Here is a 13,875-nt window from a genome sequence, read left to right as displayed (position 1 = left end):
TCTGGTCCGATAATAAAGATATATTGGGAAGGGGAATTCGATATGAGCATAAGGTTTAAACTGATGCTAGGATTTATTTCTGTTTTAATCGTAAGTACGATTGGTTTTTTTATTGTGTATTTTTCAATGCAAAATCTTGGAGATTCCTATAATCAATTAATAAAAATTAATGTAAAAGCTTATAATATTGCACAGGAAGTTGAAAATGAGAATGTAACGATCTCCGACGCCGTTAAAGGGTTGATTATTCAGCCGGGCAATCAAGGTGAACAAGGGAGATACGATGATAACGGTAAGAAGATAGAAAAAAGCATGAAAGAAGTAATGGCTACTGCTACAGATGCCAAATCACAAGAATTATTAAAGGATCTTCAAAAAAACAATTTAAATTTAGAGGCTATTGAAACGAAGATGCTTGGTTTAGCTGCAGTTGATAAGGAAAGAACGTTGGAAATCTATAATGGAGAATATATGGATGTTCTTTCTAAGTTTGCTGCCGATGTATCTGACTTTAAACAAATACAATCCGATTTATTAACTGAGAAGATCAACCAACAGGAAAAAATGATGCAAACCCGTGCAATGATCTCTATCGGTATTCTCATTGCTTCCATTCTTATTGGTATTACCGTTTCAATCCTACTGTCAAGAAAAATTACTAAGCCTGTGATCGAAGTAGTTCATAAGCTTGAGCAGTTATCCAATAATGATGGGGATTTAACGCAACGATTAGAGGTTAAAAGTAAAGATGAGATCGGTCAAATGGCAATTGCTTTTAATAAAATGATGGAGAATATCCAGACTATTATTAAACAAGTGCAACTCGCGGCTGTGGAGGTAGCAGCTTCTTCTGACGAGCTAACGGCAAGTGCAGAACAAAATTCTATCGCTACTAATCAAATCTCTGCTTCTATTCAGGAAATTGCTGCGGGGACCCAACAGCAAGTAGGTGGGGCGGATGAAATCTCCATAGCGATGACTGGAATGGCCGTTGGAATAATGACCATTGCTAATTCTACTGAAATAGTAACAGATTCAGCTCATAAAACCATTGATGAGGCTAATGAAGGTCATAAGGTAATAGGAAAAACCCTTGACCAAATGAAAACGATTCAACAATCGGTGGATGAGGCTGGCAGTAAGGTTCAAGAATTAGGTAATCTTTCACATGAAATAAGTCAAATAATTGAAGTCATTACCAACATTGCTGAACAAACCAATTTATTGGCGTTGAACGCTGCCATTGAGGCCGCTCGCGCTGGAGAATCTGGAAAAGGATTTGCTGTTGTTGCTGATGAGGTAAGGAAATTAGCAGAACAATCGAAAGATTCAGCTACTAAAATTTCGACACTTGTATCAAAAATTCAGATGAATACTTCCAATGCAGTTAACTCTGCAACAAAAGGGATTGAAGATGTAAATACTGGAATTCAAGTGGTTAATGAAGCAAATAATGTCTTTAATCGAATATTAAAGTCAGTGCAAGCTGTCACAGATCAAATTAAAGAGGTATCCTCCGCTTCCCAGCAGATATCATCAGGAGCGGAACAAGTTGCTATGTCTGTAACAAATCTATCTATGATTACAACCCAAGCCTCTTCCAATTCTCAAGCAGTTGCCGCTTCATCAAAAGAGCAATTAGTTTCGATTCAGGAAATATCCACTTTTTCTAAAAATCTGGCCCAAATGGCTAATGATTTAGAAAGACTAACCGGAAAATTTAAAGTTTAAAATAGAACTTGCCCTTACATAAAAAAGGTTTGGCCTTGTTGCCAGACCTTTTTTAATGGTCAAATGATTAAAACCTTCCTTATAATCAACCTACCAATTCTGGATAAGTTCCTCTTCCAAGGAAATACTAAATCAAAAAGGGGGACTTTTTTATGGATTTATTTAAAAAGAAGGATGTTGAGAAGGAGAAACTCGAGGAAGTTCTTGAACATTCACTTGAAATAGAAGAGGATTTAATGCGAACATACCTCATTACAGCAGAACGGGTCCATGACGATGATGAATTAAAGGAACGTCTTGAAAATTTTGCAGAGGGTAATGCCAAAAGGTCAAAACAGTTAATGGATGAACTAAATGATAGGACAGAAAAATAGGCGAAGCTGTGGGACGATTTCCACAGCTTTTTTCATACATTTAGTCGAAGATTCTCGAAATCTTGTCTTTAGAATTTCTTTTTCCACCCTATAATAAATGGTATAATTGGAAAAAAGTACAATTTATTTCGGTAGATCTGCCAAAGTAGAGCAATTTGGCAGTTTTTTAGTTTTAGGGGGGGAATCTATGAAATTTGCAGGACAGATCTTGGCAATCTCTATTATGGTTGCATTAACTGGATGTTCTACGGAAAGCTCAGTGAATGTAGACAAAAAAGGAAATATAGAAATCAAAGAAAAAGACGGTAAGGGCAAAATAAAATTAGGGAAGGCAAAATGGGATAAAGAAAAAATGTATGGTTTGGCAGCTCCTAAAGCTAATTTGGATGGTTTTATTTCGAACAATGAAGGGTCAAGTTACACCTTTTCCAAAATGAAGGAAGAAGATATAGTGGCATATATCCAAAAAATTAAGGATGCAGGTTTTATATATAATTATGTAAGTATGGATAATTTTAACTATACAGGGACGAATAAAGGCGGGCAGATGATTAGCTTCGTCTATTCAAAAGATAATAAATCTGGTGTTATTTTAGCTGGGAAAGGTGAAAAGCCAACTGGAGAAGGAACAGGGATGATTATGGAAGGTGAAAATGCCAAGTGGGATTCTGCAAAAATGGCAGGACTTCCGGACCCCGGTGTGAAAATAACCTCCTTTACTTCAGGTGAAACCATTAATTCCTATACTTTTGCAAAAATGGATAATCCGAATGAATACATAGAGGAGATAAAACTAATTGGCTTTACGATAGAACCCTCTGAAATAGAATCGTCTGATGGTATCATTTATAATGCTAAAAACGATAAACGGGATGAGATTACCTTTACTTCATCTAGTAATGGGTGTTCTATATCGTTAACAAGGGCAGGTCACTAAAACCCTTAAGAAAAGAGCCTCTGGCTCTTTTTTAGTTTTGGCTCTGTTAAACTTGTCTGTTGATTTCCGCTCCAGGTGCAAGCGGTTCGTGGGCGTTTCGGCGAGCCTCCTCGGCGCTTGCGCCTGCGGGGTCTCTCCAGAACCGTACTCCCACAGGACATTGATTTTCTTCCTGGAATTCGCCCACGCACGAAGGAAATGCGTTAGCATTTTCGAGGAGTCTTCGCACCTTCCGCTCCAATCAACAGAGTGTAAAATATCAACACCGTTCTTTAACACAGCCTTAGTTTTATATTCTGCTGAAATCCGTAGGGCAAAAACATTTCGTATGACCATGCAACCTAACTAAAAGTTTCTTATAATAAAAATAAGTGTTTAAAGAAGGAGGGGTTCTTATGTATGCAGCCGGGCAAAAGGAAATGCAGCAAATGGACCGATATACGATTGAAAAGTTAGGGCTACCGGGTGTTGTGTTGATGGAGAATGCAGGTGCACGAGTAGTGGAGGAAATTCTCTCTTATAAAGCTGTAGAAAAACCGAAAGTAATGATCCTAGCTGGTGGAGGAAATAACGGTGGTGATGGTTTTGTGATTGCCCGAAGGTTAGTTGATTTGGGGATCGAAACCCTTCTCTGTCTTTTAATTGGTCCTGAACGGCTTAAAGGGGACGCATTGACACATTTCAATGTATATCTAAAACGAGGGCTTCCTCTTTTATATTTTAATGAGAATACTTTATCAAATCTTCAGTATGAGCTCGAGCAGGCGGATCTGATTGTGGATGCCATTTTAGGGACTGGGGTGAACGGTCCACTCAGGGAACCATTGAAAACTGTGATCTCGCTAGTTAATGAAATGAAGGGAAAAAAATATATCCTTTCTGTCGATATTCCTTCAGGTGTTAGCAGCGACACTGGTAAAGTAGAGGGGGGCGCTATTCAGGCAGATAAAACCATAACATTTGTTTTTCCGAAGAAGGGTTTCTTTTTAAATGATGGCCCGAAATACATAGGGGATTGGAGAGCTGTTGACATTTCGGTACCGCCTTCTCTGGTATCCATAATGGATCTTAAACTCCCTCATATCATCACAGAAAACCTAGTAAAAGATACCGTTCCAAAACGGCCTAAACATGGACACAAAGGAACGTTTGGACATGCGTTGATTCTCGGTGGTTCACGTAATTATGTTGGAGCACCCATCTTTTCGGCTAGAGCGGCATTGCATTCAGGTGCTGGATTAGTGACTTTAGGCATACCTGAACAGATTTATCCCATGGCTGCAGCACAAAACCCTGAATCATTATTTCTTCCCTTATCAGAACAGAATGGCTATTTTTCTGAACAAGCTCTGAATGAACTGACTCCATCGCTAAATCAATATGATAGTATTGCAATTGGACCAGGCATGGGAAGATTACCTGAAGGAGAAAAGTGGATTAAATCCTTGCTAAAGCGTTTCACCACTCAGTCACTTGTGATCGATGCAGATGCCCTATACTTACTGCGGGGTGATTTAGAGTTGCTCCATGAGTATCAGGGGGACATTCTCCTTACACCGCACCCTGGAGAAATGGCCAGACTTGTGAATAAAACGATCCAGGAAGTCGAGGCCGATCGAATCGAAATTGCCAGGCTATTTGCGGAAAAATATCAGGTATATCTGCTGTTAAAAGGTCATAGAACCATCATTTCCACACCTCAAGGAGTGATTTATATAAATCCGCACGGCCATGACGCTCTTGGAAAAGGTGGAAGCGGGGACGTATTGACTGGATTAATCGCATCGTTTTTGGCACAAGGTGCGAATCCCATTAATGCCCTCGTTTCTGCGAGTTATATCCATGCACTTAGTGGCGAGGAACAAGCAAAGAAATTATCCAATTATGGTGTAACACCTGTTAATCTTATTGATGGAATAAAAGAAGTGCTGAAACGATTAGTATAAAAAGGGTGGCTTAGTCCTTTGACTGAGCTTTTTTTGCCGATAAAAAGTATTTAATTAGGCATAAGTGCAACCATAGTAGTCAAGACCTTAAGTGACTCCAATCGTCTAGTTTTCTTTAAAATAGAAAAAATTTCTTATAAAAGATACTAATATTTCATGATACAATAAAACTAGTAATATCGACAATTTCCGAGCATACATACATATTTATAATAGATTACATCGGGGTGGGGGGATTAAAGTGAAGCTAAAATTGAAAACGTTTTTAGTTGTTAGTGTAACCATGCTTCTATTTCTAACCCTACTTATTCTTGCTATTCGCCCCTTTTTACTAAGAGATTCGAATAAACTAGACCAAAACAGCACATATGCTGATGTAAAAAGAGTAAAAAATGACTTGGAGTCTGATCTTGCACATCTGAATAGTATTAATCGAGATTGGGCGATATGGGATGATACATATTTATTTTTAGATAATCAATATCCGGATTACTTAAGAAAAAATATCAGTAATGCTACCATGGAGAATATTGGAATTAACTTCATGGTTTTTATTAATAAAAACCATGAAGTGATTTATCAAAGGGCTTATGATTTAAACAGAAAAAAATCAATTGATATTGATATAGATTTTTATAAAGCGTTTTTACCTGCAGTGCATGATACAAATGACCTCAATAGGGCATTTTTCCTTAAAGTAGATGATCGTATGACGATGACCTCCATTCAACCTGTATATCAAAGCGACCGTGAAGGAACCTCACCTGGTTGGTTGATTATGGGGAAATGGTTTAACGAACGTGCTGTAGATGATTTGGGGAAGAAACTGTCTTTAAACCTTTATTTTAAACAATCCAATCTAACCAATAAACATATGCAGATACAGGTTCAACCTGTGAGTGAGTCCAATATAAAGGGCTCTCTTTCTATTAAAGAATATTCTGAACAAAAATATTATGAAATTAGTATTTTAAATAAGCGAAGTTTTTACCTTCAAAAGATGGCAAATATTAAGCAAATCACCATTTATTTAATTATTTCTACACTGACCCTTATTGTGTTAATGAATATTCTTCTAAGTCGTTTGGTTACCTCTCGTGTCCGAGACTTGTCTCTACAATTAGGAGAAATTCAAACAAATAAAGATATTAAAACAAGAGTAAGAATTAGTAAGGGAAAAGATGAATTGTCCAGTCTGGAAAATTCGATTAACAACATGCTGGCTTCTTTGGAAGAAAAACATGAAAGTGTCACTCAATTGGCCTTTTATGATCAATTAACCATGCTTCCAAACCGCTATAAATTATTTAAAGAATTTTTTGATCGAACCATTGGAAAAAAAGAGGAGCTTGTCATCTTTTTCTTTGATTTAGACGGGTTTAAATGGGTCAATGATTCCATGGGCCATACGATCGGTGATATGTTACTAGTAAATGTGTGTAAACGCGTTAGTCCAGTTGTAGAAGAACAAGATGGAATGCTTGCTAGGTATGGTGGGGATGAATTTGTTATCTTACTTCCGAATACAGGAAGGGCAGAGATAGAGAGAATCGCCGAAAATATTATGTTAGAGATAAACAGAGTGTTTCAAATTCATTCTTTTAAAATCTCAGTTACTGCCAGTATTGGTATAAGCTCCTATCCTCAAGACAGCACGACCATTGAACCGTTATTGCAAAAAGCGGATATTGCCATGTATGAAGCTAAAAGGAAGGGAAAAAATCAATATATCTTTTATCATGATTTAAATAATACGAATAATTATAAAAACCTGTTAGAATTAGAAAAAGATTTAAAATATGCCCTCATCCAAAAACAGTTAGAATCCTATTACCAAATTATTGTGGATTCAGAACATCATCAAATAACAGGAGTGGAGGCTCTGTTGAGGTGGAATCATCCAACAAAAGGTGTAATTCCTCCGGCAAAGTTTATACCAATTGCAGAGGAAACAGGAATAATGCCTTACATTGGATTATGGATTTTAGAAGATGCGGTTAAGCAGGCTAAGAAATGGCATCTTCAAGGCCATGATTACCTTTCCATTTCTGTCAATATTTCAAAATCACAGATGAAGGATCACAGTTTTATTAATAAGTTGGATAAGGTTTTAGAAGAATATGATTTTCCGCCATCAAAGCTGCAAATAGAAATAACTGAGAGTGATATTAACCATTATTTGAAGGAAATTAAGGATTTTACCATTGAGTTAAAAAAGCGGAATATTAAAATAGCTTTGGATGATTTCGGCGTTGGCACCTCTTCCTTAATCTATCTAAAAGAACTGCCGATTGATGTAATCAAGATTGATCGCAGTTTTATAAGAGATGTTCCTTTAGAGCCTTTTGATACGACACTACTTTCGGGTATTCTTGAAATTATCCATGACCTTCAGCTTGATGTGATTGTCGAAGGAATTGAAACCAAAGAGCAAAGTGAGTTTATTCATTCGCAATTTAGTGCAAAATTACAGGGCTACTATTTTAGCCGTCCTATACCTGCAAGTGAAATCGAACAAATTTTTCTCTTTCCAAATCAAAACATTGGACAAATAATATAAATGTAATAAACATAAACCGAAAGAGACATTGTATGATCATGTCATGTTCGGTTTATTTTTTTGAAAAATAAGGCTTGTTTCACGTAACCGGAAAGTGTATGGTGAAATCAAATAAGTGAAACGGGGGATGTGCGTTATGAAAATAGGGGTAATAGGACTTGGTGATATTGCACAGAAGGCATACTTACCGATTTACAGTAGTTTGAAGGACGTTGAGATCCATATTTACACCAGAAATCAGGAGAAGCTCAAACATATTAGCAGTAAGTATCGCTTTGAGCATATTCACAGTGACCTTGAATCATTAATGGAAAGTGGAATTACTGCAGCATTCGTGCATGCTGCTACTGCTTCCCATGCGGAAATTGTGCAAACGTTGTTAAATCGAAACATCCATGTATTTGTTGATAAACCCATTACAGATGATTATGAAGGGTCAAAAAGGCTGGTAGAGTTAGCTGAGGAAAAAGGGCTAACTTTAATGGCAGGTTTTAATCGCAGGTATGCACCTTCTTACATTAAATTAAAAGAGGTAGTAAATCCAAACATGGTTATTGTCCAGAAAAATCGCAGGAATCTCCCGGGCGAACCGAGAACCTTTATTTTTGATGATTTTATCCATGTAGTGGATACGATGCGATATTTATTTCCGCATCCGATAGAGGACCTCCATGTCAATGGGAAAATGGAGAATGACACATTATACCATGTGGTGATCCAATTTATTTCCCAAGGTGCGACTGCGATTGGTATTATGAACAGGGATAACGGAACAACAGAAGAGATTGCACAGGTGATGGGGCCGTTTGAAAAGAGAACGGTCTATAATGTCTCTCAGATGATCATTTCAAAGAATATGGAGAGTATGGAAGTTAGAAGTAGTGATTGGGAACCGACTTTGGTGAAACGCGGTTTTGAGCAAATGGTCCTTGATTTCATTCAAGCTGTAAGGACCAATACCGAGCCGGAAATCACAGCCTGGGATGCCTTAGAAACTCATGAAATGTGTGAAGAAATCTTACAGAAACTAGTAAAGCATAATCTAAGCTAGGTCTTTTTTATTCCAACAAAAGTGTTGGTAAATTGTTAATATTTTTCCATCTGAAATAAAAGAATCTGTGGTATGGTTAAATTAAGAAATCCTAAAGTAAATCGAAAAGGGAGGTTTACTGGCATGGGAGCACGATTGATTGAACCAAACATAGGCCCGAATATTCAAAAGGAAAAAGAAATAGTTAAGGAAATGATTGGGATGTATTGCAAAAGGAAACATCATCGTGATGAGCTTTGCAAAGAATGTCAAGATCTAAAAAACTATGCCCTTTTACGGCTTTCCTTCTGTCGTTTTGGGGAAGAAAAGACAGCGTGCTCTAATTGCAAGATTCATTGCTACAAACTAAAGTACAGACAGAAGATGAAGGCAGTTATGCGCTACGCCGGTCCTAGGATGCTGCTGCATCACCCAATCTATACAGTAAAGCATCTATTGAACAGATAATAAAAAAGCCTGGCTACTTCATGTAGCTAGGCTTTTCTGATATTAGCGAATGCCTTTCATAGCACTTTGAATTTTCGGTGCAATGATTAATAGGATAATTCCTAGTACGATTGAAGCTCCACCGATGATACCGAAATAAGCCGTTTCTGTTTCAGGGGTGTAGAACCTAACAATTTGTGCGTTAACAGCTTGAGCAGCGGCACTTGCTAAGAACCATAAGCTCATTGTTTGTGCTGAGAAAGCAGCAGGTGCCAGTTTTGTTGTAGCTGATAAACCAACAGGTGATAAGCACAATTCCCCAAGTACACAAACTAAAATACTAAGTACAAGCCATAATGGATTTACTAATGAATGAGTTCCACCTAATTGCGCAGGCAATAGAATGACAATAAAGGATAAACCTGAGAATAAAATTCCCAATGCAAACTTTTGTGGAATAGAAGGTTCACGTTTTCCTAATTTTACCCACAATCCTGCAAACACAGGGGCAAGTGTGATAATAAATAATGGATTTAATGACTGGAACCAGGCCGGAGAAATATGAATGCCGGCGAAGTCAAGCTGTGTACGCTTATCAGCATAGCTTGCAAGAATAGTAGAGCCTTGCTCTTGAATGGCCCAGAACATAACAGCTGCGATAAACAATGGAATATAGGCTAGAACCCTTGAACGTTCAACAGCAGTTGTTTTAGGACTGCGATACATACGAATAAAATAGATCGTTGGAATTAAAATACCAAGGAAACTAACAATGTTAATAAAGGATTTAAATGTTAACAAACCTTTTGGTATGGTAATAGCAAGAATAATGGCAATTACGACAACTGCTAAACCAAACATAGTAAATACTTTCTTCTTATCTGCTGATGATAATGGGTTTGGAACAGCTGTTCCAGCAAGTCCAAGACTTTTCTTCTTTGTCATGGTGAAGACGATCAAGCCGAGGAACATACCAATTGCAGCAATACCAAATCCAAGGTGGAAGCTTGTATTCATAATTGCTTTTGAACCAACGATCAGTGGAGACAGGAACGCACCCATGTTAATTCCCATATAGAAAATACTGAAACCAGCATCACGACGGTTATCATTTTCACTGTACATTTCACCTACTACAGTGGAAACGTTCGGCTTTAATAAACCTGTACCGATAACGATCAGCACCATGGAAACAAAGAAGAAAGCAACACTTCCCGGAATGGCAAGGGCAATATGACCAAGCATGATTAATATACCACCATAGAATACCGCTCTTGATGTACCGAACACGCGATCAGCAAGCCAGCCCCCGATGATACCTGACATATATACGAGTGAACCATAGATGGACATGATAGAAAGTGCTAGGGTTTGATCCATACCCAAGCCGCCCTTGGATACTTCATAATACATGTAGAATACTAGGATTGCACGCATTCCATAATAAGAGAATCGCTCCCAGAACTCAGTAAAGAACAATGTGAATAACCCTTTAGGATGTCCGAAAAATCCTTTCTGAGGTACACTGTCCACAATTTTCTGTCTATTTACGTTTGACATTAACTTTTACCCTCCTTTTGTTATTCTATAATACTTTATATATTTTTGAATCGTCAAAAACTTTTTTTTGGAAATCAAGTTACATATTGTTGAAAACGTTGATATTATTGTATTTTAATAAGTGAAAAATTAAAAAGAAAGTTTTTTGAAAATAATAATTCAATTCCAAATATAGTGATTCTTCACGCTAGTATGATTGTTTTTTTGGTATTTAATTTTATAAAATACAAAAAAGCCCTTATTCATGAGGGCTTAATAGTTTATGGATGAACTTATCTTCCAATTTTTCATTATCTCCAATTGAGATAGATTTGCATTGCTTGCTAGTTACATAGCGATAGATAATTTGGGCTTGATCCACTTCATCACTTTTTAATACTTTTACGTTTGTTTGCTGACTGTTTTTCAAAGTCGTTAAAATGGATTGTTTAATTGATTCAACTAACTGATCTATATTATCTTGAATTCTATACATCGCACTGAAAAGTACGGTGTTGGCTTTAATAAGGAATAATTTGAACGCTTCATCATTTAGATATTCAACAACAACAAATAACCTATTTTCAAAAGCAAAGTCGATTACTTTTTCCTTATTAATAAGATAGCGGATGGCTTCTCCATATTCTTTGTATTTTGCCGCTGCTTCAAAGTGATAATGTTCGGCAGCTGCCATCATTTTTTGTTGAAGATCTTCGAGAATACTTGAGTCGGAACCATTTATTAATGTAATTATTTTTTTAAGTCTTGCTTGATATTCTTTTAGATAAAGGCCGCCAAGGCAAACTCCCAAACATAATCCAAGGGAAAAATTAATACATGGGCTTTTTCGTTTTGAATAGTTTTTACAATCAATTTTATAAAATTCTTTTAATCCCTGAATAGCTTTATCCACTGCAGATTTACTAGAATAGGGTCCAAAATAGATATTGCCGTCTTGTTCATTTCGTTGATAGGTGGTTTTTAATCCAGTCGGCTCTCCATTTTCATCGATTAGAATAAGAATATACGTATAGGATTCAGGACTCTTCATTTGTTTATTAAAAATGGGTTTTAATTCTTGGATGTAGTGACATTCAAGGAGAAAAGCCTCGAATTCTGTATCGGTAAGGAGATAATCAAAATCCCTGATAGATGAGACCATCTTTTTGATCTTTTGTGAATGGGATTTGGAGTTTTGAAAGTAGGAGCGCACTCTTCTGTTAAGATTTTTTGCTTTTCCGACATACATAATCTCTCCATGAGAATCTTTCATCAAGTAAACTCCGGGAGAAGTAGGTAGGTTTTTTAATTTTTCTTTCATGACTGGAATCTCCCTGTTTTTTTAAACTATTTTACCATAGGTGGTTATTAATAGTTTTGTTAATCCAAGGAATATAAAAACCTGAAAAAAAGGACAATCCAACAAAATTGTGTTTGGATGAAACTTTAGCCAATTGTAAAGCGTATAAATAGTAAACGAACTTAAGGAGTTGTGTGTGTATTGTTTCTGGAAGAACTTTCCCTGAAAGAGAGAGAGGCTTTTCTTGAACTGGCAAACCGAATTGCTGCAATTGATGGAAATCTGTCTGTTTTCGAAAATTCAATTATTAAAAGGTATCAACGAGAAATGGAATTGGAGAATTATCAAGTAAAAGGGATGGATATTGAGGACATTCTGAGTAGTTTTAGTACGGAACGCTCCAAAAATATTGTTTTGGTTGAATTGTTTCAATTAATCTATTCGGACGGGGTTTTTCATGATCAAGAGAGCGAAACCATTAGCTTTATAAAAGGACATTTTGGTTTTAATCCTGAAGAATTTGGGAGCTTTAAAGATTGGATAGGAAAAATTAAAGAATTATCATGATGGATAATTATAGAAAAAAGCGAACGATACTGTTCGCTTTTTTTATACATATCGATTGCGACCTGAGAGCATGCCAAATACCATTACAATTAGGGACACAATAATGAGTGTGATCAATGGAACGGTCCATTGATGGGTCTGGTCAAATAAATATCCAATAAATAAAGGTCCTGCCGCTGCGATAATATAGCCTGACGATTGGGCCATTCCCGATAATTCTGCAGCTTGTGCGGCGTTGCGGGCACGAAGTCCAATATAAGTCAACGCCAATGGGAAATTTCCGCCTAAGCCAATTCCAATAAGAATAATGCTAACAATTAGAATAAAGTACGATGGGCCCCCCCATAATAAACCAACAAAACCTAGAAAGGTTAAAAGGCTTAAGATAAATGCCAGCCAGAATTGGGATTTAAACCGACCTGCAAATACGGGAATCAAGAAACTGGCAGGCAAGCCCACCAATTGACTAAAGGAAAGCATCCAACCAGCCGTTCCCGTGCTCATTCCATGACTGTGTAAGATTTCCGGCAGCCAGGATACCGTAACATAAAACAAAAATGACTGAAACCCCATAAAGATGGCAATTTGCCAGGCGAGAAAAGAACACCAAATATTATGGGAACCAATCTTCACTTTTTTTACTTCAGATTGAACTCCACGATTAGCTTTGAGAAGGTAGATCCAAATAACGAAGGCTGCAATGGCTGGAATTCCCCATACAATTAAGGCACCCTGCCAACCAAGGTTTACTTCATGTGCCAGAGGAACACTCAAGCCTGATGCCAAAGATGCCACCAATGCCATTGAAGTAGAATACACACTTGTCATGAGTCCGAACTTTTTCGGGAATTTATCCTTTACGATCGCAGGTAACAGTACATTGCCAATTGCAATCCCTATCCCAATCGCAAGTGTTCCTATGAATAAGGAGATTGTTACAGGAACGGAACGAATGACAATCCCGATCATTAACAGGAACAGCCCAAACAACAAAGTTACTTCATTTGATAACCTTATGGCTATTTTCGGTACAAGCGGCGACATAAACGCAAAAACAATCAGAGGCATACTCATCAATAATCCTGCACTCCAATGAGCAAGGCCCACATCCTCTTGTATATCACCAATAAGCGGTCCGATTGAAGTAATGGCCGGGCGCAAATTAAACGCTACAAGGACAATCCCCGTAATTAACAAATATAAATAGGCTGACTTTACTTCAGCACGTGACTTCTGCGATTCCACTAAAATACTCTCCTTTTATAAACAGACTTTTTAAAGTATAACATAGTAAAAGAATAAAAATAAAAAAGCAAAAGGTGACAGGCACCACTCGTGTACAATTGTACGTGTGGAGTGGACAAAGCTGTTTATAATTCAATGAAATTTAGGCTTAATAGTTATTGACTTTGACGTTGCGTAAAGGTGTATTGTTGATTTTGAG

General features: G+C 37.1%; 11 protein-coding genes. 8 read left to right on the top strand and 3 right to left on the bottom strand.

All coding sequences use genetic code 11. The annotated features are described in order from the left end of the window. Positions 1-42: 42 nt before the first annotated feature. The 7 genes from ACI3K6_RS11795 (at position 43) to ACI3K6_RS11765 (ending at position 9,046) form a co-directional block, all read left to right on the top strand. Positions 43-1,731 carry a methyl-accepting chemotaxis protein gene (locus ACI3K6_RS11795; protein ID WP_435554977.1) on the top strand — a complete coding sequence of 563 codons (1,689 nt, stop codon included), beginning with the start codon at positions 43-45 and terminating at the stop codon, positions 1,729-1,731. 152 nt (positions 1,732-1,883) lie between these two features. Then, entirely contained in the window at positions 1,884-2,105 is a 222-nt protein-coding gene (locus ACI3K6_RS11790; protein ID WP_435554976.1) for a hypothetical protein, read from the top strand. A 187-nt stretch (positions 2,106-2,292) separates the two neighbouring features. After that, complete coding sequence (locus tag ACI3K6_RS11785) at positions 2,293-3,042, top strand: hypothetical protein (protein WP_435554975.1); 750 nt, start codon at positions 2,293-2,295, stop codon at positions 3,040-3,042. Positions 3,043-3,437: 395 nt separating this feature from the next. Continuing rightward, positions 3,438-4,988, top strand: a complete 1,551-nt coding sequence (locus ACI3K6_RS11780; RefSeq protein WP_435554974.1) for an NAD(P)H-hydrate dehydratase — start codon at positions 3,438-3,440, stop codon at positions 4,986-4,988. A 241-nt stretch (positions 4,989-5,229) separates the two neighbouring features. Then, entirely contained in the window at positions 5,230-7,548 is a 2,319-nt protein-coding gene (locus ACI3K6_RS11775; protein WP_435554973.1) for an EAL domain-containing protein, read from the top strand. Positions 7,549-7,684: 136 nt separating this feature from the next. Continuing rightward, positions 7,685-8,599 (top strand): Gfo/Idh/MocA family protein, encoded by a 915-nt coding sequence (locus tag ACI3K6_RS11770; protein WP_435554972.1) that lies wholly within the window; start codon positions 7,685-7,687, stop codon positions 8,597-8,599. A 123-nt stretch (positions 8,600-8,722) separates the two neighbouring features. Further along, positions 8,723-9,046, top strand: a complete 324-nt coding sequence (locus ACI3K6_RS11765) for a nitrous oxide-stimulated promoter family protein (protein WP_335478431.1) — start codon at positions 8,723-8,725, stop codon at positions 9,044-9,046. A gap of 42 nt (positions 9,047-9,088) precedes the next feature. Here the strand turns inward: ACI3K6_RS11765 and ACI3K6_RS11760 are convergent, their stop codons facing one another. Both ACI3K6_RS11760 and ACI3K6_RS11755 read right to left on the bottom strand, forming a co-directional pair. Then, positions 9,089-10,585, bottom strand: a complete 1,497-nt coding sequence (locus ACI3K6_RS11760; RefSeq protein ID WP_435554971.1) for a peptide MFS transporter — start codon at positions 10,583-10,585, stop codon at positions 9,089-9,091. A 238-nt stretch (positions 10,586-10,823) separates the two neighbouring features. Then, entirely contained in the window at positions 10,824-11,885 is a 1,062-nt protein-coding gene (locus ACI3K6_RS11755) for a GIY-YIG nuclease family protein (RefSeq protein WP_435554970.1), read from the bottom strand. A 180-nt stretch (positions 11,886-12,065) separates the two neighbouring features. On the opposite strand from ACI3K6_RS11755, the gene ACI3K6_RS11750 reads away from it, so the two are divergent. Beyond that, positions 12,066-12,431, top strand: coding sequence for a hypothetical protein (locus ACI3K6_RS11750; protein ID WP_335478426.1), 366 nt, complete (start codon positions 12,066-12,068; stop codon positions 12,429-12,431). 42 nt (positions 12,432-12,473) lie between these two features. Here the strand turns inward: ACI3K6_RS11750 and ACI3K6_RS11745 are convergent, their stop codons facing one another. Then, positions 12,474-13,676, bottom strand: coding sequence for a CynX/NimT family MFS transporter (locus tag ACI3K6_RS11745; protein ID WP_435554969.1), 1,203 nt, complete (start codon positions 13,674-13,676; stop codon positions 12,474-12,476). Positions 13,677-13,875 lie beyond the last annotated feature (199 nt).

The organism is Neobacillus solisequens, assembly GCF_051233465.1.
In the GTDB taxonomy this organism is placed as follows: Bacteria; Bacillota; Bacilli; order Bacillales; family Cytobacillaceae; genus Neobacillus.
The sequence above is the reverse complement of the archived record's forward strand: the minus strand, read 5'-3'. Positions and strand labels throughout refer to the sequence as shown.

Excerpts from the sequence above, each read along its gene's own strand:
- ACI3K6_RS11795 (WP_435554977.1), top strand. The coding sequence starts at position 43 with ATGAGCATAAGGTTTAAACTGATGCTAGGATTTATTTCTGTTTTAATC.
- ACI3K6_RS11790 (WP_435554976.1), top strand. The coding sequence starts at position 1,884 with ATGGATTTATTTAAAAAGAAGGATGTTGAGAAGGAGAAACTCGAGGAA.
- ACI3K6_RS11785 (WP_435554975.1), top strand. The coding sequence starts at position 2,293 with ATGAAATTTGCAGGACAGATCTTGGCAATCTCTATTATGGTTGCATTA.
- ACI3K6_RS11780 (WP_435554974.1), top strand. The coding sequence starts at position 3,438 with ATGTATGCAGCCGGGCAAAAGGAAATGCAGCAAATGGACCGATATACG.
- ACI3K6_RS11770 (WP_435554972.1), top strand. The coding sequence starts at position 7,685 with ATGAAAATAGGGGTAATAGGACTTGGTGATATTGCACAGAAGGCATAC.
- ACI3K6_RS11765 (WP_335478431.1), top strand. The coding sequence starts at position 8,723 with ATGGGAGCACGATTGATTGAACCAAACATAGGCCCGAATATTCAAAAG.
- ACI3K6_RS11760 (WP_435554971.1), bottom strand. The coding sequence starts at position 10,585 with ATGTCAAACGTAAATAGACAGAAAATTGTGGACAGTGTACCTCAGAAA.
- ACI3K6_RS11755 (WP_435554970.1), bottom strand. The coding sequence starts at position 11,885 with ATGAAAGAAAAATTAAAAAACCTACCTACTTCTCCCGGAGTTTACTTG.